Origin of the sequence: Labilithrix luteola (assembly GCF_001263205.1) — a bacterium.
Taxonomy (GTDB): Bacteria; Myxococcota_A; Polyangia; order Polyangiales; family Polyangiaceae; genus Labilithrix; species Labilithrix luteola.
This window is the reverse complement of sequence record NZ_CP012333.1, coordinates 11,572,121-11,595,459: the sequence shown is the minus strand read 5'-3', so window position 1 is coordinate 11,595,459 and position 23,339 is coordinate 11,572,121. Positions and strand designations below refer to the sequence as shown.

Genomic DNA, 23,339 nt, shown 5'->3' with positions numbered 1-23,339 from the left:
GGTTCTAATCACATAATGGTCATTCGCAAGTCATTTGATCGGATTTGGTTCTGATAGGTGCATTCTGAAATGCGAGCGATGTATGTGCGATTTCATCGCTCGTGCGCTCGAACGCTTCATCCTGCCGCCCGCGCCGCTCAATGACGCTTCCCTCGCGCCGTCAAGAGCGGATGAGCAACGACGACCGACAACGGCCAACCGCCCCCATCCGCCCGCTTCGCCGGGGGCCTCCCGCCAAATCGGTGCTCGGGGATCGGTCGCGCGGACGGGGGAGGGCATCTGCTTCGGTGGTCACTCGGTCGCGTGCTCAGGAGCACCGACACCCGCGTTCGGTTCGGGCGTGCGGAATCGGAGGATCAGCACCAACGGGATTGCGACGACATAGACGACCAGCGCCGACAGCCAAATCGCTCCCGGCCACTCCTTCTGCACGACGAAGTACGAGGTCGAGAACGCCAGCGGGCCGACGATTGACGCGAAGCTGACGGCCGAGGCGAGGACACCCTGGAATTGGCCCTGGCGGGCGTCGTCGACGAGGCGCGTGGCGTGGGATTGCAAGGCGGGAGTGCCGATGCCGCCGAGGGCGACGAGGGGCATGGTCGCAAAGACCATCCACCCTTGCTTCGCGAAGGCCAGGAGGAGCAGCGCTACACAACTTCCGGCGATGCCGGTCAAGATGGCGCCGCGCTCGCCGAGGAGTTTGACGGCAGGGCCGGGGAGGAGCGCTTGGGAGAGGACTTGGCAGATGCCGAAGGTGCCGAGGGAGAGGCCAATCCAGAGGCCGTTCCAATGGAAGGTGTCGCTCCCCCAGAGGGCCCAGCAGGTGCCGTAGGCTTCACCCGTCGTGGCCAGGAGGAAGAACACCACCACCACCGGCATGAGGTCCTTCATCGAAAAGACCCAGCGCAGCGGGCGCAGCGGATTGAGCTCGGCGAAGTCGAGTTTCCCTTCGCTCGGTTTTCGCGACTCGGGAAGTGCGAAGAAGGCGAGAAGCAGATTGCCCGCGTTCAGCGCAGCAGCCGCGAGGAAGGGAAGTCGTAGCCCGTAGTCGCCGAGCACTCCGCCGATGACGGGGCCGACGATGAAGCCAATGCCGAACATGGCATTGAAGAGACCGAAGCGGCGTGCACGCTCGTCCTCTCGCGAGATGTCCGTGATGTAGGCCGTGGCCACGGAGATGTTGGCGCTCGTCACCCCGGCGATGGCTCGGCCGAGGAGCAGCATCCAGAGCTGCGGGGCAAAGGCCATCACCACGTAGTTGAAGGCGGCGCCGGCGAGCGAGACGAGGAGAACGGGACGTCGACCCAGACGATCACTCAACGCTCCGAGGACCGGCGCGAAGACGAACTGCATCGCCGCGTAGAGCGCGGTCATGATGCCGATATAGGGCGCGACATTGGCCTCGCGCGTCACATGTTCGATGAGACGCGGCAGAATGGGAAAGATCAGGCCAATCCCGACAGCGTCGAGGGCAATCGTAGAGAAGATGACGATGAGAGACTTATTCATGGCGGAAGCGGCACGGCGCATCGGCGACGAGCCCGGGTATGGGTCAGAGGACGGCCTTGCCGCACGCCACGCAGGCTCGGCTCGCCAGTCTCGACTGGTTCCAATCTTAGAGTGACTCTAAAGTTAAGCAAGCTCCAATCGTGGAGTGACTTTCGGGCGCGCGGCGCTAGATTGGCCGGCGATGGCCAACGACGAGCTCAGCCTGCGCGAGCGCAAGAAGGCGAAGACGCGCCTGGCGATCTCCCACATCGCAACGAAGATGTTCAACGAGCGGGGCTTCGAGGCCGTGACCGTGGCGGAAATCGCCGCCGCGGCGGAGGTCTCGGTCGCCACCCTCTTCAACTACTTCGAGACGAAGGAAGATCTCTTCTTCGACCGGGAAGGGGAGATCATCGAGGCCCACCGCCGCTTCGTCCGTGAGCGCAAAGAAGGCGAGTCGATCGTCGAGGCCTTGCACCGCGGCTTCCGCACGGCCATCGACACCGATGCGATTCCGCACATGGTCGAAAGCAACGGGCAGTTCCTGCGGACCATCGAGGGCAGCCCCGCGCTGCGCGCCCGCTTGCGGCTCATGGTCGACAAGACCGAGGCGGCCCTCGCCGTGGCGATTGCCGAGAAGCTAGGCGCCTCGAAAGAAGATCCCATCCCGCGCACCGTCGCCGCCTTGGTGATGGCCATCGAGCGCGTCCTGTTCGAGGACGCCAGCTCCGCGGTCCTCAAGGGCGGAACGGCCACCACGGTGAAGCGAAAGCTCCGACGCACGTGCGACCGCGCGTTCGAGATGCTCGAGAAGGGCGTCCGCGTTTAGCCCTTCGATATCGCCGAACGTTGCGCGACATCGAGCCTCAGCCAAATCCACGAGTGGCACTACGCAACGTCACTCATTCAATTCAAGCCCAACCATTCAGTGATTCGTTCGAATTAACGAATCGCAATATTTGAAATGGCAAAGGGCAAATGTATTGTACGCGCCGTCGAGGGATTGACGGTTGCGGTCTCGCACGGCTGCGCATTGCGAGCACGACGCTGAGCGACGGACGCGTGCTCGTTCCCGGTGGAAGGACGAGCGCAGGGACTGGCTGTACGGCCGCGGCGAAGTGTACACACCGAGCGCGAACAGCTGGTCTTCGACCGCGAGCCTCGCAGCACCGCGCTGTGACTACAGCGGGCGTCGGCTGCCGGATGGAACCGTCCTCATCGCGGCGGGGTACTCGGACGACGCGACACTTGCGCCGACCGATGCGGTGGAGCTCTACAACCCGCCGACCGGGGTGTGGCGCACGTCTGCCTTGCGAGCGCCTTTCCCGGCGCGGATGGCCGCAAGCTCGCTCTATGCGGATGGTGGCATGTACCTCACGGGAGGGCTCGATGCGGCCTCGCTGCCCGTGTCGACCGGAGCGATCTACAGCCTGAGCACGACCTCGTCTTGGCACCCGATCGGCCATCTTCCGACTGCTCGCGCTTGGCACACCGCGACTCCGCTCGGGACGTCGCGCATCCTTCTGGCAGGTGGCATCGACACCGCCGGCGACAGCGTCAACGACGCACAGCTCTTCGACCGCTCACCGCGTGAGAGGGCAGACACTGCGAGCCGGCGAATCGCCATCAGGATGAGCTGGCAGAATCCGACGATGGTCTCGCCGTTCACGAATGGGCCGCAAGGCGTCCTATTCCGAAACGATACCGGGACGTCGGTGCCTGGCGTTCTCCGAATCGTGGCGTGGACGCCGGACGGACGCACCGTCGCCAAGAACCTTCGCACCATCACCATCCCCCCGTGCCGCGAGGTTACGGGCGCACCGTGCGTGCCCCAAACACTCACTGCCGGGGCCGCCGCCGACGACGCGCTAGCGGCGCCCATGGGGCGGTGGTCGGTCAAGATTGGCTGGAGACGATCACTCCACCAGACATCCCGTCGCAGCCGACGGCGCACGAAGGACTCTTCCACGTCGAGTTCATTCCGAACGGTGGTGACGATGCCTTTCGCCTGGCGACCACGAACATCTATTACCAGTTTGCGCCCGGCTATACGGCCGTGCGCTTCAACGGGGAGCGCGGAGCGGATTCGCTTCTCAACGAGGTCAACTACGCAAGCCCGGACGATTACTTCGCAGCGCTCTCGCCACATCTGACGGATCTCGAGCAGCCGACCACGGGACGCATTCTCCTGGCCGACGGTACCTGGCAAGACATGCAGTTTGGCGTGCCGAAAGGGCCGGAATACGAGGTCGTCGGCGGGTATCGCCTGGGAGGACCCTTCGGGTACGGTCGTCCGGCGTTCGGGCCGCGTGAGGATCTCGACGCCTACTTCTATCCGCCGAAGGCGATCGACTGGCACTTCGTGCCCACCGAGCTCACGGGGAGCCGTAAGGTCTGCGCCGCCATCGAACCGGACTTCCGCGATGGCAATCGTGGCGAGACGTACGGCAACAGCGCCATCCCTGCCTCCTTCATGAAAGCATCGCTCTTCGGAAGCGGGCTGACGATCCTCTTGCCGAACGGAAAGGTCAAACGCGAGTCCATCTGGACGGGATGGCTCGACGCCGACGGGTGCACGCCGGAGCTCGCGATCGTGAAGGGGAAATACTCTCTGGTGGTGACGTCGTCGATGCACCGCGTCGGAGCGGACGGGTTCCATTCGACGTACGTCGACATCCAGCAAAAAAATGCCGCCGGGGACATGGCGCCCGTGAGCTGGGCCCTGAGCTTTCAAACGCTCGTGTGGGTGCTCGAAGGGACCTCGCCGGGATTGAACGTCCGCATCACCGGAGGTCTTGCGGGAAACGCCGCCGCCACCGCTTCGCGACTCCTGCGAATGGATCAGGAGGGCATCAAACCCGCGAGCTACACCATCCGGCTTCACGACGTGCCGGACGGCTGTGTCACCCAGGGGCAGAAGGTGGGCGCACTCCTCAACACGAACGGCATCGACATCTGCCCCAACGACGGTGCACCGGCGAACGAAAATAACGCCTACTACAAGTTCGTGATTGCCCACGAGCTCGGTCACTACGTGGAACGCGAATCCCACGGGACGATTCCTTCACCCCCTGATTGGACCAATCCGTACGCTGTCTCGGACAGCGGCGCGAACATCCCACTCGGATGCAATTGCTCGTTCGTCGTCCCGGCAGGAAACCGACTCCATTGCCTCCAGTCGCAGGAGGTGTATTCGATGGGCTCCGTGGAAGGATTCGGACAGTTCTTCGCCACACGCATGTGGAACGATCCTGCTGCGGCCGCGCCGCGCTTCCAGTACTACAAGCACTTCAGAGAGCCCACTGGCACGGTACTTCCCCCCGGAGGCAAGATCGTGAACGTTCGTCAGACGCCGATCAAGTGGTCCGACACGTACTGTCCGGCAACGGCAGACGGCCGCTCGACCGAATACGACTTCCTCGGGTTCTACTGGTCCATCAACACCGCCCCGAGCGCCGAACGCACGCCTCTCGACCATCTCTTCGCGATCATGAAGCTCGTGGAAGACAACCCGAGCGACGCTCGAATTTGGAACGGCACGTTGGTAGAAAACGCGGGCTCATGGGCCATCTACGACAAGGCGGCGCGCGACCACTACGGTCCGGGGGATCCTCGATACGACCGCTTCCGGCTCGACGGTCCAAAGTTTGGCATCAACCACTGATGCGCTCATTCTCCACCGGCATCGCCACGCTCGTAACGGTTGCCGTCTCCGTGTGTTGTTCTGACTCAGCCGTTCCATCCGCAACGTCGAGGATCGTCAAGGCAGACTGCAGAGATCAGTGGTGCCTGGTTCGTGCGGGGAGCTTCACCATGGGCTCTCCGCTCACCCAGCCGGGACGCGCGATGAACGACGAAGATCAGGTACAGGTAACCCTGACCCGGGACTTCGTCATTCAGCAGTACGAGACCACTCAGGAGGAATGGATGGCGTTGGGGTTCCAGAACCCCAGCAAAGCCACTACCGCGCCTGACACGATCGTGAGTGATTGCCTTGGTCCTCGGTGTCCCGTTGGAAGCGTCGACTTCTTCGAGGCCGCGGCTTACGCGAACGCCCGCTCCCGGGCGGAGGGCCTGCCGGAGTGTTATGATCTCACGAGTTGCACGGGCACCGTCGGTGCCGGGCATGACGCTCGTACGGGAAAGGGCGACTTCCAATGCACTTCCGTCGCGAGCCGAACACCATCACTCTACGACTGTGAGGGCTTTCGCCTCCCTATGGAAGCCGAATGGGAGTACGCGGCGAGGGCCGGCACGACGACTGCGACGTACGCTGGTGAGCTCTCGGTGCCGAAATCGGTCGATCCCTGGAGCTGTTACCGCGATCAGACGCTCGAGCCCATTGCTTGGTATTGTAACAACTCTGGCCGGAAGACGGACTCGCTTGCGGTCATGCAACCTGTCGGGCTCAAAGAGCCGAATGGGTGGGGCCTGTATGATATGCTCGGAAATGCCATCGAATGGTGCAACGACGCATTCAATGGTCTCGGCTACGGCCCTGGACCACTGACCGACCCGAGCCCGAACTTCGATTTGCTCCCCAATGGGGTGATGCGCGGCAGCGGTGGTGGACCGTGCGGAGCCTACGCCTCGGGCACTACCGCCTCTCATCGATGCGAGAGCGCGCGGTGGGTCGCGACTCCGGGCATTGGGTTCCGCCTCGTCCGAAGCGTCAAGGGACCACGCGGGCCTTCCTAGTATCAGGCGCTATTCGATGACTCGCCCGTGCGACGCCCTCGACCTATCGCCCCTCGCGCTTCTCGCAGTGGCGCTGGTCTCGTGCGCGCCTGAATCCGGGGGGCGCCTATCCTCGGAGGACGCCATCCGAGCGGACTGCCGCAACGGATGGTGTCGCATCCCCGCCGGAACCTTCACGATGGGATCGCCTCCCGACCAGCCAGGCCGCGCGCTCAATGACGAAGATCAGGTGCAGGTGACGCTGACTCACCCGTTCATGATTCAGCAGTACGAAACGACGCAGGCTGAATGGGTCGCCGTCGGTCTTTCCAATCCCAGCTCGACGCCGTTGCCTGCCGACTCTTTTGCGAGCGACTGTCTCGACGAGAAGTGCCCCGTCGGGGGGATCGACTTCTACGAGGCGGTCGCGTACGCCAACGCTCGTTCGCGTTCCGAGGGACTGCCCGAATGCTATCAACTCGATGACTGCACCGGCGTGCTGGGGGGCGGGCACGGTCCGCGGCCACGCCCGAGCGACTTCACCTGCGCATCCGTGACGAGCCGACATGGATCTCTTTACGAGTGCAAAGGCTACCGACTGCCGATGGACGCCGAGTGGGAATACGCGGCGCGCGCGGGCACCACGACCGCGACGTATGCGGGCAACATCCGCCCTCCGCCGACGATCCGACGCGGTCATCGTGCTACTTCGACGAAACCGTCGACCAGATCGCCTGGTATTGTTTCAACTCGGGCGAGCTGAAGACTGGCCAGAGTGTGATGCACCCGGTGGGGCTCAAAGAGCCGAATGGCTGGGGTCTCTACGACATCCTCGGCAATGCCATGGAGTGGTGCAACGACGCCTTCAATGGCCTCGGCTACGGCAAGGAGCCGCTCACCGATCCCGATCCTCGAATGGACTCGCCTCGCAATGGCGTCCTCCGCGGAGGCGGCCCTGTGTGCCACGTGAGCACGTTGTCGGTGACGGCGTCGCGCCGATGCGAAAGCGCGCGCGTCGTGGCAATTCCAGGGATGGGTGTTCGGCTCGTCCGCACACTCGATCACTGACTCGACACGCTCGAGTCCTCTCGGACTCTTCCATCTCACTCGGGCGTGCGCCCGATCACGAGGGCTCCGCGGTGCCGTGTCGTTCAGCTCGGGACGCTGCGAGCGAGGCGCCAAATAATCGCTGTATCAAGTTCACTGCTAGCGGCGTAGCGTTTGGTGTGAACGACGAATGCCGCACTCGAGCGCATTGAAGTGCGCATTCATGGCCGCCTTCTTGCTGTCTTGTGCCTCCGACTCGGGGATCCGCGAGTCGGAGGCACGCATTGTCAAGGCGGACTGTCGTGATGGGTGGTGTCGCATTCCTGCCGGAACCTTCACCATGGGATCTCCTGCTGATCAGCCGGAGCGAGGACTCAACGACGAGAACCAAGTACAGGTCACGATCACCCATGCGTTCGTGATTCAGCAGTACGAAACAACGCAGTCCGAGTGGACTGCGGTCGGTTTTCCCAATCCCAGCACCGTTCCTCCGGCCGATCGTGCCGTGAGCGATTGCCTCGATGAGCGATGTCCGGTCGGCAACATCGACTTCTACGAGGCGGTCGCCTATGCCAATGCGAGATCGCGCTCGGAGGGACTGCCCGAGTGCTACCAACTCGACGGTTGCACTGGCGTGCCCGGTGGGGGGCACGGTGATCGGCCTAGCCCGAACGATTTCCAATGTGCGTCGGTGACGAGCAGGGAACGTTCTCTGTACGAGTGTAAGGGCTATCGCCTTCCGATGGAGGCCGAGTGGGAGTACGCGGCGCGCGCTGGCACGTCGACGGCGACGTACGCGGGGACGATCCGCCCGCCTCCCGACGATCCGACGCGCTCGTGCTACTTGGACGAAACGCTCGACCGCATCGCTTGGTACTGCTTCAATTCGGGCCGCCAGAAGACGGGGCAAAGTGTGATGCACCCGGTTGGCCTGAAAGAGCCGAATGGCTGGGGCCTGTACGACGTCCTCGGCAATGCCACGGAGTGGTGCAACGACGCGTTCGATGGCCTCGGCTACGGAAGGGGACCGCTCACCGATCCCGACCCCCGAATAGACTCCCCAAGAAGTGGCGTCGTCCGTGGAGGCGGTGCTGCGTGCCACACGAACACCGCGTCGGTGACAACGTCGCGTCGCTGCGAATATCCGAGATCGATGGCGATTCCGGGAATGAGCTTCCGGCTCGTCCGCTCCCTCAACCCATAGCCCTCGATCTCGATGCGATTCTCGAGCAGATCGACGTGTGCATTCATCGCCCTCGTGTTGTTGTCGTGTTCGTCGGATTTGGCGAATGGGGCGTCGTCGGACGAGACCATCCGAGCGGACTGCCGCAACGGGTGGTGTCGCATTCCCGCCGGAACCTTCACGATGGGATCGCCTCCTGACCAGCCAGGCCGCGCGCTCAATGACGAAGATCAGGTGCAGGTGACGCTGACGCACCCCTTCATGATTCAGCAGTACGAGACGACGCAGGATGAGTGGGTTGCCATGGGCTTTCCCAACCCCAGCGCCGTTCTCAGTGCGCCCGATCATATCGTGAGTGATTGCCTCGAGGGGCGGTGTGCCGTTGGGAACATCGACTTTTACGAGGCGGCCGCCTACGCCAACGCGCGGTCTCGCTCGGAGGGGTTGCCGGAGTGCTACGACCTCACGAATTGCACCGGTACCGTCGGCGCCGGGCATGACGTTCGTACGGGGGAGGGCAACTTCAACTGCACTTCCGTCGCGAGCCGGACCCCTTCACTCTACGAGTGCAAGGGCTACCGACTACCGATGGAGGCCGAGTGGGAATACGCGGCACGCGCTGGCACCACGACGGCGACGTACGCAGGCAACATTCGCCCTCCGCCCAAAGATCCGACGCGTTCGTCGTGCTACTTCGACGAAACGGTCGACCGCATCGCCTGGTATTGCTTCAACTCGGGCAAGCCGAAGACCGGTCAGAGTGTGATGCACCCGGTGGGGCTCAAAGACCCGAATGGCTGGGGCCTCTACGACATGCTCGGCAATGCCATGGAGTGGTGCAACGACACCTTCGAGGGCCTCGGGTACGGCACGGAGCCGCTCACCGATCCGGATCCGCGAATCGAGTCGCCTCGAAACGGCGTGATCCGAGGCGGCGGCTCGTCATGCCATGTGAGCACGGCGTCGGTGACGGCGTCGCGTCGATGCGAAAACACAAGGGGCATAGCCATCCCCGGGATGACCGTTCGGCTCGTCCGCACGCTCGAACACTGACTCGAACGACGACCGCGCTAGCCTGCGAGCTCGTCACCCGAATCGTTCGTCGGGGTCCAGCTACGTGGTGAGGCGAGCCTCGCGCGGCCACCACTGCTCCCACGCACGAGGGGCTTCCCGACGAAGCTCCTCCCGAATCTCATCGAGAAGAGTACGCACGGAGGCGCGGAGGTCTTGGTACGGGAATCGAACCCGCTGCCATTCGGGATTGGCTGCGCCATCGGCCAACAAGGAGTCGTCGATAGAGAACGTGACGTCATCCCCAACGCGCTCGAAATCGAAAGCCGGTTGGCCCTCTTCGCCCTCATCGAAGGTGTACTTCCCGGCCGGCTGAGCGAGCGCGTTGACCACGTTGCACAGCTCCACGAGCCACGTGTTCAAGCAGACGTCGTCGGGGCCGAAGTATCCGAGGTGGGGAACGGATCTTCCGGCGATCTCGATGGTCAGCGTACCGTGAACATGCCGCGAGTTTCGTCGTTCACCAAGTCGGGACAGAGGCTCTCGCTCGGTGCCGCCCGAGTCTGCGGTACGGGACGTCCAGAGGTTGGCGACGGAGATGCGCACCGGGGACATCGCTCGTCATTGTAATCGAGTCGCGCCCTGCCCCAAGTCCGTGATCGATCTACCGCCTGCGCGCGGGCCGAGAAGGGCTCGCGGAGCGCCAGGTCGCTTTCTGCCAATGCCGGTCACTTCGCGGAGACCTTCGGCGTGGGCCCTGCGTTTGCGGTCGTCGTTGTCCATTCACGTGAGGATACCGAGCGCTTCACGGACGAGTGTCTCGATCGGCCGCCGCCACGGCTCGTCGAACTCTTTTCGGTCGATCACGAGGAGAGCGCGGTCGGCTTCAGAGCCACGGAAGCCCAGCGAGAGCAGCGCGGTGCGCACGTGCTTCCGCGCATCGCCGTCTTGCGTCTGCTCGGGCGCGACGTGGCTCGTCTCACCGACGGGCGACGTCGACGCCGTAGAGGTGGCTGCTCTCGCGTCGTTGCACTTGCGCTGGGAAACGTTGGGCGGTCCGGCGGACGGTGCGTTGCGATCGGGGCCTTCGCGTAGAGCGCTTTCGGAAGGTCCGGATCCGGGCTTCGACGTGCGCGCGACCGAACACGCGCTCGGCAGCGTCGCCGTTGTGCGCTCGGCAAAGGACGCGAAGGTTCTCGGCTTCGCCGCTGCCGCCGAGCGCGCGGGGCGTCACGTGGTCGAGCTCGAGAAACGAGCGGGCCGGACACCGTTCGCCGTTTGCGCCCACGAACGAACATTGCATACCGTCACGCTCGAACGCTTCCCGTCGGGCCGCGCGTGTCACATACCCGTGCTTCGCCGACGGCTTGCTTCGGCGCGTTCGCGAGGTCGTACCGAGTTTCTCTTTCGAGAGTTTCTCGATCAGCAGCTCGACGGCGCGTTCGACGATGATCGCGAGATCTCCACTCGGATTTTGGTGACTCATGAGAGCACGCGCGAGCTCCAGCTTGTCGCGAAGAACCTCGTTGGCAGTGAGTTGTACTTTGTAGCGCCGCTCCGCGATGGCCTGTAGCTGCGATGGCGGCACGCGGCTTGGTGTGGGCGCCTGCGACGAAGTGGTCGAAGAAGACGGCCGACGATCCGGCAGCTTCCGAATCGACCCTTCGACGTCGGGCTTCGGCGCCATTCGTGCCACGAGCTGCTCCACCTCGCGCTTCGTCTTGCCGCTCGCGGCGGCGACGATCTCGTCGACATTGCTCTCCGTGAGAACGTCACGCAGAAGCACGAGACTCGAGAGATGGATTTGTCCCGAGGCAATGGCATCGAGCAGCACTGGCAAACGCCGAACGAGACGCGCCGCCGCGAGCCGTCGAAACGCTTCTCCCTCGCTCAAGCCGAGCCTTCGCGTGCAAAAGTCGAACATCGAGAACACGCGAGCTCGAGATGGATTCGACGCTCTTCGATCTCGACGAGATAGACGATCACCCTTGCGAGCGACCGCCTCTCCGTGCCGACGAACGACTTCACATCGAGGAGAATATCTTCATTCGAGACCTCCGCGAGAAGTCTCGGCGCCGCGTCCGCATGGACGAAGCCTCTCGCCGGCTCTCCTCCGCTGCCAATCTTCTCGCACAGCCACTCGTCCACGGTCCGACGCCACGTCTGCCACGCCTGGCACGCCTGCCGCGTCTGCCCAGTGAGCGGTTCGCCCTCGGCCCGATCCCGTTCGTTCATACGCCCCTCCCTGGTCGCCCCCTACACCCTGCGAGCTCGAGCCTGAAAATCTAATCACATAATATGCGTTCGCAAGTCAATTGACGTTCTTCTTTCTTGGCAAATGCATTTTGTAATGCCGCACGACGTAGTGGCCGTTTCATCGCTCTCGAGCTCGAACGCTTCATCCTGCCTCCGCGCGGCTCAAAACGACGCTTCCCTCGCGGCGTGAAGATCGAGATGAGCAACGACGCCCGATAGCGCCAAACCGCGGTCAAAGAGATCTCCCTAAGTGAACAGTATTGCGCTTTGGGCGTCAGCGGCAGGTCGGTGGTCTGTCGCTTTGGGCAGCGAGCGTGCACTCATACGGCGCACAGCAATCCTGGAATGAACACGAATAGCCTTTTCCGGCGCAAGTGCTCTGAGGAGAAGACGCCTCTTCGTTCGGCGTCGAGGCCCCAAAGCGTTTGCCGCCGTTGTCCGTGAGGACGAGGCCTCCCGGTTCGGCGGACGACACGCTCGAGCAGTAAAGGACGACCTGCGACGCCGCTCCTTGATCAGGGAGACGGAACTCGAGGTTGGTGAGCCGGCCCGTGTCGAAATCGCATTCGCTGCGGAGCGATTCGATGCGGTAGCTCCCTTTGAGGATCGACGTTTGGCCTCCGCGCACGGCCGCCACTCCGCATGTCATGGCCCCCAAGCCGTAATAGATCGAGTGTGGAGTGAGGTCCCCCACGCCGAAACCGACGTGGCCGCGGTACATGCCGGCGGCGTCGTAGCGTCGATCCAGCAGCACGTCTTGCGAGAGCGTGACGGACCCACCCTTGAAGCGGGCGGCAACCGCCTTGAGGGCGGTTGTAACGTTCGGGCTGCACGACCGATTGGCCTCGAACGGCGCGTCGTTCGGGCACATTCTGGCGATATCGGCGCTGGTCAAGTCATGACCGGACGACGGGGCGTCGAACTCCGTCTTGCCATCGACGGGCTTGTCGCATCGCATGTGCACGGTATTGAGCGCCGAGGTGCTCTGCTCGTCGTCCGTCGCCGAGTCGCCCCCCGAGCACGCCACGAGTGCGAACGACGTCACGAGTCCCAAGCTTCCGACGATCCGGCAAACACGATTGGTCATTCCGCCGACCAAGCACATCGTGTGCCCGACCTCTGAACACACCAAGGCACTCGTTTTCGCCGTCATTCGGGGTCGGACGACGGCCGCTGGGGACCACCTCACCGCGCGCACGTGGATCGGGGCATCGAGCTCGAAAGCGAACAGCGCCTGTGATCTCTGCATCTCACGCGGGTTGATCATGACGAGCGCCGCCGCGAGGAGCCACTTGACGCCGACGCATCAGGATACATATGAAGTGGCATGAGACGGGACAGTCGGTTCTCGGTCGCGCTTCACGTGCTTTTGCACATGAGCGACCGGGGCGAGGTGATGACGTCGGAAGCGCTCGCGGAGATGCTCGAGGCAAACCCCGTCGTCTTGCGTCGCACGCTGGCGAAGCTGCGGGGGGCGGGAATCGTGCGGGCGGAGAAGGGGCACGGCGGAGGTTGGGCGCTGACCCGAGAGTTGTCCGCCGTGACGCTGGCAGACGTTTATCAGGCGCTCGGAACGGCTGGGCCGTTCAGCTTCGGTCATCGCGACGAGAAGCCTCGTTGCCTCATCGAGCAGGCCGTCAATCGAGCCGTGGGGACAGCCCTCGCCGAGGCCGAGGCGCGTCTCGTCTCGCATCTAGGAAACGTTTCGTTGGCCGATGTCGCCACCGACGTTCGTCGGCAAGCGAAGCGACGGCCCAGAGCGCAAGAGAGCGCGTGACCCATCGAGAGGATCCATGAACCGCATCACACATCGCACCGTCGAGACCAACGGCATCCACCTGCACATTGCCGAGGCGGGGCAGGGGCCGCTCGTCTTGCTTCTCCACGGCTGGCCCGAGTCCTCGTACTCCTGGCGTCACCAGATCCCCGCTCTTGCGGCGGCGGGCTATCACGTCGTCGCGCCCGATGTTCGCGGGTACGGTCAGAGCGATCGGCCCGAGGCCATCGAAGCGTACCGAATGAAGGCGCTGCTCGCCGACTTCGTCGGTCTGCTCGACGCTCTCGGCGAGGAGACGGCCGTCGTGATCGGTCACGACTGGGGGGCGACGATCGCCTGGATCTGCGCGGCGCTGCATCCCGAGCGCTTTCGCGCCGTCGCCGGCCTGAGCGTCCCTTACCTCGGGCGCGCGCCGATGCTTCCGACGCAGCTCTTCAAATCGATCTTCGGTGAGAAATGGTTCTACGTCCTCTACTTCCAGGAGCCGGGCGTCGCCGAAGCCGAGCTCGAAGCGGACATCCCGAGGACCATGCGCACCATCCTCGCCGGCGCCGCGCTCGATCCGACGGCGCCCGCAAACCAGGCCAAGCGAGCGGGCGACGGGCTGCTTACCGGCATCGACGTTCCCTCGTCATTGCCCACTTGGCTCACCGAAGAGGATCTGGCGCACTATTCGAAGGAGCTCGCCGCCAGTGGATTCCGGGGCGGACTCAATCGATATCGCAACATGGACCGCGACTGGGAAGAGCTGCCCGAGCTCGCCACGGCAAGGGTCGAGCAGCCTGCGCTCTTCCTCGTGGGAGAGTGCGACCCAGGGCGTAGCTTCGCTCCGACCGACGCCATGACGGCGCTGGTGCCCAACCTGAAAGAGGTGCGCGTCATCCCCGGCGCCGGGCATTGGATCCAGCAAGAGCGGCCCGCGGAAGTGAACGCGGCGATCATCGAGTTTCTTCGAGCGCTCTAGACGCGCGGGTTCAAAATCTCGACAAACCCGCTAGGCTCGCGGCTTCCGTCGTCATGGTTCGAGCCTCACGAAGTCCGGGGTAGCGCGTGTCCCGATTCGGGTGGGGAGCTGCTTGCGGACCGCTCGCGGGGGTCGTCTTCTTCGGGGGGCTGTCGTCGGCGCACGCCCAATCGGAGCCGCTGGCGCCGGTTCACGTCACGTACTCTGCCGATCGTACCTGCCCGACGGCCGAGGCGTTTCTCGGCAAAGTCCGGCGATACACGACGAAGTGGACCCTCGCGGAAGGGCCAGCCGCGCGAAGGTTTCGCGTCGTGCTCGCGCCCGTGCGCGCCGCGGGGCGGCTGGAAACTTCAGGTCGGCTGGAGATCGAAGAGCAGGCGAACCCACCTTCGGTTCGCGACATCGTCGGCCCCGATTGTGAAGCCGTCGCCCGCGCGCTCGCGATCGCTTTGGCGGTCGTCATCGATCCCCAAGCGGATCTCTCCGGCGGAGCGACGGACGACTCCCAAAAAGCAGCGGGGGAAGGCGACAGCGCAGGCGATGGCGTGAGCCGCGCGTCCGCACCGACAGCGCCGCCGGAGGTTGTGAGCTCGGACCACACGTCGCTCGCCACGCCAACGCCCAGCCCACTCCCGCCTCGCGAGGCTCCACGGCCGCCCTTGTCCGTAGAGCCCACCGCAGCCACGCGCCTCCGCGCCGAAGCCCTCGTTGGCGCGACCTCCGCCGTTGTGGACGGAGCGCTGCTCGTCCTCGGCGCCACCGTCGAGCTCGAGCCGTTCGCGGATCGCCGAGTGAATGGCGCACCATCCGCGTTCCCGCGCTGGCTCAGCCCATCGATTGCGCTCGGGTTCCGGCAGAGCCTGCCGAGGGAGTTCGAACAATCGGGCATGACCTCGCAGTTCCTTTGGACCGCCGGCACGCTTCAGCTCTGCCCTTTGCGCTGGTCGGCTTTCCGCGAGCGCCTCGCGCTGACTCCCTGTTTCGAGTCGAACGCAGGCGTATTAATCGCCAGCGCGCGGGGAAGTCATGATTCACGGAGCAGTACCAAGCGGTGGCTCGATCTAGGAGGCACTGCGAAAGCCACGTGGCGCGTGCACGGCGCGTGGTTCGTCGGAGGAACGTTCTCGGTGGTCGCTCCGGTGACCCGCTACCAGTTCGAGCTCTCGACGCAGGCAGCCGTGTCGCAAGCGCCCCCGGTCGGCTTCGCATTCGGCGCCATCGCCGGTTTGGGGTTCTGAAGGGCCGGGGGCGTCCGGCCGAGTGTCCCGAAATCTCCCACGCGTCGTCCCCCCGGGGCCGGACGATTTTTCTGATCAGCGCACGACTTCGCAGCATTCATCGCCGATGTCAGCGCACCCGGTGCTGATGACTGGTGCGGAGGCTCCCGTCGTCGACGCTCAAGCGACCCGCAAAGCACGCTTTCGCGGGATGGTCGGCGACCATTTTTCCGACATCTGGAGATTCCTCCGCCACCTCGGTGTGGTGGCTCACGGGGTCGACGACGCCGCGCAGGAGGTCTTTTTGATCGCCTGGCAACGGCTCGACGAGATCCAACCAGGCAGCGAACGACCGTTTCTCTTCACCACCGCCTTTCGGATCGCCCAAGCGAGCCGGCGGCGCGTTCGTCGCGAGGTTCCCGACGAGGACGTCGAGAGCACACTCGATGCGTCTTCACCCACGCCCGAGCAGCAGCTCGACGACAAGCAAGCTCGCGATCTCGCCCACCGCCTCCTCAAGGGGCTCGAGGAGGAGCTGCGCGTGGTGTTCGTCCTGTACGAAATCGAAGGCTTTACGATGCAGAAAATTGCCGAGCTCACCGAGGTTCCCCGCGGAACCGTCGCCTCTCGACTCCGGCGCGCACGCGAGATCTTCCAGGCGCGCTTCGACCGCTACATGACCCCGCGAGGTGGACAGTGAGCTTGCCCCCTGCGCGTCTGCGTGACGAGAACCCGGACATCGCGCGCGTTCTGCAGGCGCTCGATGGCGAGGGGCCCGATCCGAGCGTCATCGCCAAAGTGCTCGCCCTGCCGGAGAGCGTGCCCGTGCCCGCGGCACGTCCGTCGGCCCTGAACGCGATGTCGGCAACGGCGCGGTGGATCCTCATGGGGTCCTGCGTCGTGAGCTTGGGCGTCTTCGGATTGGCCACGACCAAAATACTCTCCAAATCGGCGCCTGCGGCCGTGCCTTCGGCGGTGCTCCACGAAGACGTCGTGACGCTCCCGCCGCCATCGCCGCCGCCTTCTGACGTGGCGAGCGGCTCGCTCCCGACGTTCACCGTCGATGACCTCCCGAGCGCTGCTCCCCCCGCGCCTGCGGTGAGCGTTCGTTCCTCGCCTTCGGCAGCACCGGCCGCTTCCACCTTCCACGAAGAGCTCGCCCTCGTCGAAGGTGCGCGCGCCGCACTCACTCGGGGCGACGGGCAAAGCGCTCTCGCGATCCTCGACCGCTACGACGCGAACTTCCCATCCGGCGCGCTCGCCTCCGAAGCCGCCATCGCGCGAATCGAAGCTCTCGCACGGCTTGGACGTGCCGACGCCGCCCGCGATGCTGCCCAGCGCTTTCTCGCTCACAACGCCGCGAGCCCGTACGCCGCCCGCGTTCGCGCCATCCTCGATCGGCTGCGCGACGCGGAACCTTCGAGCGACACCGATCGGAAAGGCCTCCCGCGATGATGCACGCTCCGTCTCTCTTTCGCACTCACCGTGCAGTCGCCGGCGCGCTCGTCCTCGCCTTCGCGGGCATCTTGGCCTCTGCCTCGTGTGCCAATCCGGTCGACGAGCACGTCGTCCTCGGAACGCCCGACGACGGTGCGTTCGAAGCTGGCGTGCAAGAGGCGCCCTCGTTCACCAACGTCGATTCGGGTACCGACGCGACCGTCGATGCCGAAGTTTCCGCGCCCCCGAAGACGCTCGCATGCATCGGCACCGAATGCCCTTGGCCGTATGCGACGTGCCCGTCGGCGACCGGCAGTGACGACTACATCTGCGGCATCGACCTTCGTACCGACCCGAAGAACTGCGGTGCGTGCGGCAACGTCTGCCCGACGTCGACGACGTTCGGCTTGCTGAACATGACCACGCGCTGCGTCGCCGGCAAATGCCAGCGCGAATGCAACAGTGTTACGAGCTACTACGATTACCGAGATTGCAACGGTGACGTGAACGACGGCTGCGAGGCCGACGCCAAGAACGACCTCGACAATTGCGGCGCGTGCGGCATCGTTTGTCCGCCGGGTACCGACCACTGCGTCGACGGCAAATGCGGATGTTCGCCCGGTATGATCTATTGCGGGAATCCGCTCCTCGGAGCGAAGGCCTGCAAAGATCCCACGTCGGACAACGACAACTGCGGCGGCTGCGGAATCAAGTGCACGACCCCCGCCGATGCCGGCGCGCCCCCGCCCAATATGGAATATGGCTGCGTCGGCGCCCAATGCGGACAGGCCAAGTGCAAGAGCGGATTTCAGGATTGTGACGGCGTCGTCGACCCGAACGGGTGTGAGACGAACATCACCGACGTGAACAACTGCGGTGGTTGCGGCGTGAAGTGCGGGCCCGGCGAACAGTGTGTCGTGCCCAAATCCGGCGCGCCCTATTGCGGATGTGCGAGCGGTGAAACGCTGTGTGTCAACTCGGCCGACGGGGCTGTCTGTACCGATCTCTCGCAGGATACGAAGAACTGCGGAGCATGCGGGAACGTCTGCCTCGGCTCCGGCGGTGGACTCAATCACGGTTATCCCAAGTGCCGACAGGGATTCTGCTCCTACGACTGCGAAGTGGGATGGGCCGACTGCGACGGCAATACCGTCAACGGCTGCGAAACCAACTTGATGGTCAACACGGGCAATTGCGGAGCATGCGGTCACCGCTGCGATGCCGCCAAGGGACAGCCGTGCATCGACGGCCAATGCCTCATGGTCGAGTGTGACGGCGGAACCGACCCGGTGACCAAATGACGTTCTCCACTCTTTCCCTTTCTCGGCGCGCGACCTTCGCGCTCGTCATGCTCGGACTCTCGCTCGCAGCGGTCGCCGCGGCGTGTGCGGAGAACCAAGAGGTTACGACGCGCGATCCCGACGCGGGCATCACCACGATTCCCGGCGTCGACGCTGCGGAGGTCGACGCAACCGACGCGGCCGACGCTGGATGCAGCGACGACGCCGCGGACTGCGGAGCGCCCGCGCCCGTGTGCAACGCCGAGTGGTGTCCGGTCGATACCAAGATTACGGACGAACGGATTGGCCTCTCGGCCGTGTGGGGCAGCAGCGCGAACGACGTTTGGGTCGTCGGTTCTGGTGGCACGGCTCTTCACTGGGACGGCGCCACCTGGGCGACGACGTCGGTAGGAAGTCTGTATTCGCTCTACGCGGTTTGGGGCAGCGGCCCGAACGACGTTTGGGCCGTGAGCACCCCGGGCGCGCTCTACCACACGACAGGATTCGTCGACGGGACCGCGCAGTGGTCTCGCGTGACGGACATCGCAGACGGTGGCGTCGATACCTTGTCGCTGGGCAAGGTTGCGCGGGCGGTATGGGGAACGTCGGCGAGCGACGTCTGGATCGGCGGGGACGCCTTCTCGCGCAAGGGATCCTCCACGCTATGGGGCGGCTTTCGCACCAGCGCTCCCGACGGCGGCGCAAGCGATGCGGGCATCGCCTGGACTTCGATATCGAACAACCACATCACGTCCATTTGGGGAAGCGGCCCGGAGGACATCTGGATCGTGGGCCCGGGCTCGAGAGGCGTGCAGTACGGCGGATCGAGCGCAGCACATACGGACGGAACCCTCGCCGACGGCGGCGTACCGGTGTGGACCGCGTTCGATACGCAATCGGCGTACGTGCTCCACGCGGTCTGGGGAAGCGGTGCGGGCGACGTCTGGGCCGTGGGCGAGCGTGGCTCGATCCGTCACTTCACTGGGGGCGCCACGCGCTGGAGCATCGCCCCGTCGCCCACGACGTCCACGCTGCGCAGTGTCTGGGGCTCGAGCCCGAGCGATGTCTGGATCGTCGGCGACGAAGGCACGCTCCTGCACTACGACGGCACGACGTGGGCCCCTGCGACCGCGGCTTTCGAGCCGGAGAAGACGACGAATCTGTACGGAGTGTGGGGGGCGGGCCCGAACGACGTCTGGGCCGTCGGTAGCCGAGGCGTCTTTCATTATTCCGGGCCGAAGCCCGATGCAGAGGGGGCCGATCGATGAACGCCACGAGGTATTGGCGATCCGCCGCGCTCGCAGCTTCGCTGGTGTTGGTCGTGATCGCGTGTAGCGACGAGGAGAGCTCCGGCGATCCCAGCGGCGCTCCGCTCACGGACGTGGACGGCGGTGCTGACTCGGAGGCGAGGGGCGATGGATCGGTGGACGTCGTCGACGGCTCCGTCGATGCGCTCGATGCTGCGCTCGACGCCGATGCCGATGCCGACGCGGGCGACGCGGCGGCGCCCACGTGCACCGACGAGAACTGGTGCCACACGCCGATTGCCGATAGCGAAACGCTTCGCGACATCTGGGGTGACGGAGCGGGCGTCTTTTGGACGGTGAGCTCTTCGACGGGCAACGTTCTTTACTGGGACGGCGCCGCGTGGAATTCGAGTTTCACCGCCGGCACTCCGCTCTATGCCGTCTGGGGAAGCGGGCCGAACGACGTTTGGGTCGGTGGCGATGGCGGCTTTTTTCACGGCACGGGAGCGAGCCCCGCGACCATGAGCTGGACGCCGGTGTCCGCCGGGGGCGCGCCCATTCGCTCGATCTGGGGGCGGAGCGCTTCGGACATCTGGGCGGTGGGCTACACGGGATCGACCTCGTCGTTCACCGGCTACGTCCTCCACTACACGGGCACTCCGGTCGATGCCGACGCAGGCACGGGATGGTCGGCCGTTCCGGGGGCGAGCGCATCGCCAGCACGATTCACGAAGGTCTGGGGAACGGCTGGACAAGACGAGATTTGGATTGGCGGACAGACGGGCACCACCAACGACGCCCGCGTGGTTCGTGGAAAGTCCGACGGTGCCGGCGGCTACACCTGGGCCCTTTCGCCGCCCGCTGCGACGGGCCGCTATTTCAACGGCGCGGGCTTTCTCACGCCGAGCGTGCAAGTCATTCTCGGATTCGACGGAACGAGCTCGTCGGTTTACGGGACGTATACCGGCGTTCGCGACGACTCGGGCGCGTTCGGCTGGACGCGATTCGACGGATTCAATCGCGGCAACGCTCAACTCAACGCCGTCGGCGGGACGGGCGGGGGCGACGTCTGGGTCGCCGGCGCGTACGGACGACTTCGTCACTGGGACGGCACCGCATGGCACGTCGCCCGCACCGCGCTCGACGACGTCATGCCGGTCGTCAACACGCTCTACGGAATGTGGGTCGTGGGCAAAGACGATGTCTGGGTCGTCGGAAACGGCATCGCCCTTCACAAGTCTCCGTCGCAGCACTGAGGAGCATCGATCATGACTCGGATTCGTTTGCTCGTTCTCGCCACCGGTGCGGCCTCGGCGGGCGCAGGAGTGCTCGTCGCGTGCGCCGCCGATGACAGCCGCCCGTCGTTCGTCGCCGCTCGCGACGCCGACGTAGAGCCCGATGTCTCGTCGCCACCGCCATCGCTCCCGCCGTCGTCTCCGCAAGCCGACGCGGACGTCGACGCCGGGCTGGATGCCGGGCCGACCAAACCCGACTACGACACCTCCGACGAGACGGTGGTGTGCACCGCGACCCCCTGCGTGAAGCAGCTCGCCGCCGGTGACAACCACTTCTGTGCGCTTCTCGACGACGGCACCGTCCGCTGCTGGGGCGACAACTACAAGGGCGCGCTCGGTTCGGGCAACACCGCCCGCATCTATGGCGCGCCGCAGGCCGTCATCGGCGTCGAGGACGTCACCCAACTCCGCGCGCAGGGCCTCACCACGTGCGCGCGCACGTCGGCCGGACGCGTGAAGTGTTGGGGCCAGAACCTGCAAGGTCAGCTCGGCCTGCAAGTCACGCCGCCCGTCAGCGACAGCAACTACCACGCAACACCCAGCGAGGTTCCCCTCGATGCAAGCGTCGAGCGCGTCGACGTGAGCGCGCGCGCCGTGTGCGCCGTGGGCTCGGATGGTGGTGATCTCTATTGCTGGGGCGGAAACGATCAGAAGCAGCTCGCGCGCGTCGATGCAGGCAGCGTGGGAGGCCCTGGTCCCGTCGATGGTCAGGGCTACGAGGTAACGCGCATCGCCGGCGGGCTCGCCTCGGTTTTCGGAATGACGAAGAGCGGAGAGCTCGTCGGCTGGGGCGCCGTCTCCGGTCGGCCGTCCTCGCTCAGCCCGACTTCCATCATGGCGCCGATCCCGTCGCTCGAGGGCGTCACCAGCCTCTCCTCGGGTACGGCGCACCAGTGCGCGATCGCCTCCGGAACCGTATATTGCTGGGGCACGAACAGCCGGGGCCTGCTCGGCACCGGCATCTCGGACGACGAGGCCTATCCCGCACCCGCCGCGCTTGCTGCGGACGCCGGGGTATATCCGCAGCAAGTCGCGGCGAGCCCGTACCGCACGTGCGTGCGCATGACGGATGGCACCGTCCAGTGCGCCGGATGGGACGACAAGGGCCAGCTAGGCCGAGGAGACGCGGGCACCTACGCGCTGGCCTTCGTCCCTGTCTCGACGCTCCAGGACTACGTCGTTCAGATCGCCACGAGCTACTTCGCGACGTGTGCGCTGGTGCAAGGCGGCAAGGTCGTTTGCTGGGGCGGCAACGCTGGCGGTGAGCTCGGAATGGGCACGACCGATTCGACGCCGCATCCCTCGCCCGTGAGCATCGTCTTTCCGTGAGGCGCTCGATGAAAGACTCCGCAGTGAAGAACCGTTTCCTCTCCGTTCTCGCACCGCTCACGCTCGGCGCGGGGCTGCTCCACGCGGCCTGCGGCTCTTCGGGGCGGGACAACTTTCGTCAAGGAGACCCGCCAAGCTTCGACGAGCCCGGAGCCGCCACCGACGCAGGAGCGAGCGTGCAGGACGGTTGCTCGTCGTCGTCGACGAAGATCGAACGCGTCCCGGTCGTTCTCGAGTTCCTCGTCGACGAGTCGACGAGCATGAACAACAACGGCAAGTGGGCGGCCGCGCGTCAGGCTCTTCTCGCGACCTTCGCGGACATGAAGCAAACCGCCGAGCCTGCAACGTTCGTCGGACTTCATGTGTATCCGAAGAACGACAAGGTTGCGCCGCAAACCCTGCTCGACTCCGCCCACTACGACCGCTTGGTCGATGCGGTCAACTACAGTCCTGCGAGTGGCGGGAGCACGCCGACCGCCGAGACATTGCTCGCTGCGTTCGACACCGTCGGGCAGTTCGTTCCCCCTTCGGACGCAGGCCTCGCGACGGCCGCGACGAAGCGTTACGTGGTGCTCTTCAGCGACGGCCGCCCGACCGACGGCTACGACAAGTGTGAGACGCGCGTAAAGGCCGCGCGCAATGGGCAGCCACCGATCGAGACGTTCTCGGTCGGCATCGGTGTCTTCCCCAGCCGCGACGCTGACTACGATCCGGCGTTCATGGGCCGGATCGCGCAGAGCGGCGGAACCGCGCCGCCCGGATGTGATCCCAACTCGACCGACCTCGCCACGGTGTGCCACTTCCAGATTACACCGGGCGATGCGGACGCGACGAGGCAGGCGCTCATCGATGCCTTCGACAAGATTCGCGCGCTCAGCGCATCGTGCGAATTCAGCTTCGAAATCACGAAATACACGGATCTCGCCAACGTCAAAGTCACGATCACCGACCGAAACGGCGGCGAGATCTCGATTCCGAAGGACGACCTCAACGGCTGGTCGTTCGACGATCCGCAGAACCCGACGAAGATCGTCGTCCACGGAAACGCTTGCTCGGCCACGACCGGCGCGCCGTCGGGACGCGTCGACGTTGTCATTGGGTGCAAGCAACCCAAGTGACTTCGTCCGCGTC

At 65.0% G+C, this 23,339-nt stretch carries 21 protein-coding genes and 1 pseudogene; 16 read left to right on the top strand and 6 right to left on the bottom strand.

Annotated features, from left to right (window positions below):
- Positions 1-291: 291 nt before the first annotated feature.
- Positions 292-1,509 carry a TCR/Tet family MFS transporter gene (locus tag AKJ09_RS49970; RefSeq protein WP_146654938.1) on the bottom strand — a complete coding sequence of 406 codons (1,218 nt, stop codon included), beginning with the start codon at positions 1,507-1,509 and terminating at the stop codon, positions 292-294.
- 181 nt (positions 1,510-1,690) lie between these two features.
- Between AKJ09_RS49970 and AKJ09_RS49965 the strand changes: the two genes are divergently transcribed.
- From AKJ09_RS49965 to AKJ09_RS49935, 6 genes and pseudogenes are all read left to right on the top strand, one after another.
- On the top strand, positions 1,691-2,317 hold the full coding sequence (locus AKJ09_RS49965; RefSeq protein ID WP_146654937.1) for a TetR/AcrR family transcriptional regulator: 627 nt from the start codon (positions 1,691-1,693) through the stop codon (positions 2,315-2,317).
- A gap of 1,059 nt (positions 2,318-3,376) precedes the next feature.
- The gene (locus AKJ09_RS53955) at positions 3,377-5,152 is read left to right on the top strand and encodes a hypothetical protein (RefSeq protein ID WP_169928633.1); all 1,776 of its coding nucleotides are present in this window, start codon (positions 3,377-3,379) and stop codon (positions 5,150-5,152) included.
- Complete coding sequence (locus AKJ09_RS53950) at positions 5,050-6,186, top strand: formylglycine-generating enzyme family protein (RefSeq protein WP_338035047.1); 1,137 nt, start codon at positions 5,050-5,052, stop codon at positions 6,184-6,186. The genes AKJ09_RS53955 and AKJ09_RS53950 overlap by 103 nt, the downstream gene beginning before the upstream one ends.
- Before the next feature lie 16 nt (positions 6,187-6,202).
- Positions 6,203-7,233 (top strand): annotated as a pseudogene (locus AKJ09_RS56485) (formylglycine-generating enzyme family protein).
- A 169-nt stretch (positions 7,234-7,402) separates the two neighbouring features.
- Positions 7,403-8,416: a formylglycine-generating enzyme family protein gene (locus AKJ09_RS49940; RefSeq protein WP_146654933.1), complete on the top strand. Its 1,014-nt coding sequence runs from the start codon at positions 7,403-7,405 to the stop codon at positions 8,414-8,416.
- 12 nt (positions 8,417-8,428) lie between these two features.
- On the top strand, positions 8,429-9,448 hold the full coding sequence (locus AKJ09_RS49935) for a formylglycine-generating enzyme family protein (RefSeq protein WP_146654932.1): 1,020 nt from the start codon (positions 8,429-8,431) through the stop codon (positions 9,446-9,448).
- A gap of 60 nt (positions 9,449-9,508) precedes the next feature.
- Here the strand turns inward: AKJ09_RS49935 and AKJ09_RS49930 are convergent, their stop codons facing one another.
- The 5 genes from AKJ09_RS49930 to AKJ09_RS49915 form a co-directional block, all read right to left on the bottom strand.
- On the bottom strand, positions 9,509-10,021 hold the full coding sequence (locus tag AKJ09_RS49930; protein ID WP_146654931.1) for a hypothetical protein: 513 nt from the start codon (positions 10,019-10,021) through the stop codon (positions 9,509-9,511).
- 168 nt (positions 10,022-10,189) lie between these two features.
- A complete protein-coding gene (locus AKJ09_RS56570) occupies positions 10,190-10,333 on the bottom strand; it encodes a RuvA C-terminal domain-containing protein (protein ID WP_169928628.1) in 144 nt (47 codons plus the stop codon).
- A 52-nt stretch (positions 10,334-10,385) separates the two neighbouring features.
- A complete protein-coding gene (locus AKJ09_RS53940) occupies positions 10,386-11,300 on the bottom strand; it encodes an HNH endonuclease (protein ID WP_169928627.1) in 915 nt (304 codons plus the stop codon).
- The gene (locus tag AKJ09_RS49920) at positions 11,297-11,641 is read right to left on the bottom strand and encodes a hypothetical protein (RefSeq protein WP_146654929.1); all 345 of its coding nucleotides are present in this window, start codon (positions 11,639-11,641) and stop codon (positions 11,297-11,299) included. The genes AKJ09_RS53940 and AKJ09_RS49920 overlap by 4 nt, the downstream gene beginning before the upstream one ends.
- Positions 11,642-11,936: 295 nt before the next feature.
- Positions 11,937-12,749, bottom strand: a complete 813-nt coding sequence (locus tag AKJ09_RS49915; RefSeq protein ID WP_146654928.1) for a hypothetical protein — start codon at positions 12,747-12,749, stop codon at positions 11,937-11,939.
- A gap of 240 nt (positions 12,750-12,989) precedes the next feature.
- On the opposite strand from AKJ09_RS49915, the gene AKJ09_RS49910 reads away from it, so the two are divergent.
- The 10 genes from AKJ09_RS49910 (at position 12,990) to AKJ09_RS49865 (ending at position 23,326) form a co-directional block, all read left to right on the top strand.
- A complete protein-coding gene (locus AKJ09_RS49910) occupies positions 12,990-13,439 on the top strand; it encodes an Rrf2 family transcriptional regulator (RefSeq protein WP_146654927.1) in 450 nt (149 codons plus the stop codon).
- Between the two features lie 16 nt (positions 13,440-13,455).
- Entirely contained in the window at positions 13,456-14,403 is a 948-nt protein-coding gene (locus AKJ09_RS49905; RefSeq protein ID WP_146654926.1) for an alpha/beta fold hydrolase, read from the top strand.
- An 86-nt stretch (positions 14,404-14,489) separates the two neighbouring features.
- A complete protein-coding gene (locus tag AKJ09_RS49900; RefSeq protein ID WP_146654925.1) occupies positions 14,490-15,641 on the top strand; it encodes a hypothetical protein in 1,152 nt (383 codons plus the stop codon).
- Positions 15,642-15,747: 106 nt separating this feature from the next.
- Positions 15,748-16,320 (top strand): RNA polymerase sigma factor, encoded by a 573-nt coding sequence (locus tag AKJ09_RS49895; protein ID WP_146654924.1) that lies wholly within the window; start codon positions 15,748-15,750, stop codon positions 16,318-16,320.
- The gene (locus AKJ09_RS49890) at positions 16,317-17,075 is read left to right on the top strand and encodes a tetratricopeptide repeat protein (protein ID WP_146654923.1); all 759 of its coding nucleotides are present in this window, start codon (positions 16,317-16,319) and stop codon (positions 17,073-17,075) included. Before AKJ09_RS49895 ends, AKJ09_RS49890 begins: the two co-directional genes overlap by 4 nt.
- Positions 17,072-18,358: a hypothetical protein gene (locus AKJ09_RS49885; RefSeq protein ID WP_146654922.1), complete on the top strand. Its 1,287-nt coding sequence runs from the start codon at positions 17,072-17,074 to the stop codon at positions 18,356-18,358. Before AKJ09_RS49890 ends, AKJ09_RS49885 begins: the two co-directional genes overlap by 4 nt.
- A complete protein-coding gene (locus AKJ09_RS49880) occupies positions 18,355-19,605 on the top strand; it encodes a beta propeller repeat protein (RefSeq protein ID WP_146654921.1) in 1,251 nt (416 codons plus the stop codon). The genes AKJ09_RS49885 and AKJ09_RS49880 overlap by 4 nt, the downstream gene beginning before the upstream one ends.
- A complete protein-coding gene (locus AKJ09_RS49875) occupies positions 19,602-20,840 on the top strand; it encodes a hypothetical protein (RefSeq protein ID WP_146654920.1) in 1,239 nt (412 codons plus the stop codon). The genes AKJ09_RS49880 and AKJ09_RS49875 overlap by 4 nt, the downstream gene beginning before the upstream one ends.
- Before the next feature lie 12 nt (positions 20,841-20,852).
- The gene (locus AKJ09_RS49870; protein WP_146654919.1) at positions 20,853-22,208 is read left to right on the top strand and encodes an RCC1 domain-containing protein; all 1,356 of its coding nucleotides are present in this window, start codon (positions 20,853-20,855) and stop codon (positions 22,206-22,208) included.
- 8 nt (positions 22,209-22,216) lie between these two features.
- Positions 22,217-23,326, top strand: a complete 1,110-nt coding sequence (locus AKJ09_RS49865; protein WP_146654918.1) for a vWA domain-containing protein — start codon at positions 22,217-22,219, stop codon at positions 23,324-23,326.
- Positions 23,327-23,339: the final 13 nt, after the last annotated feature.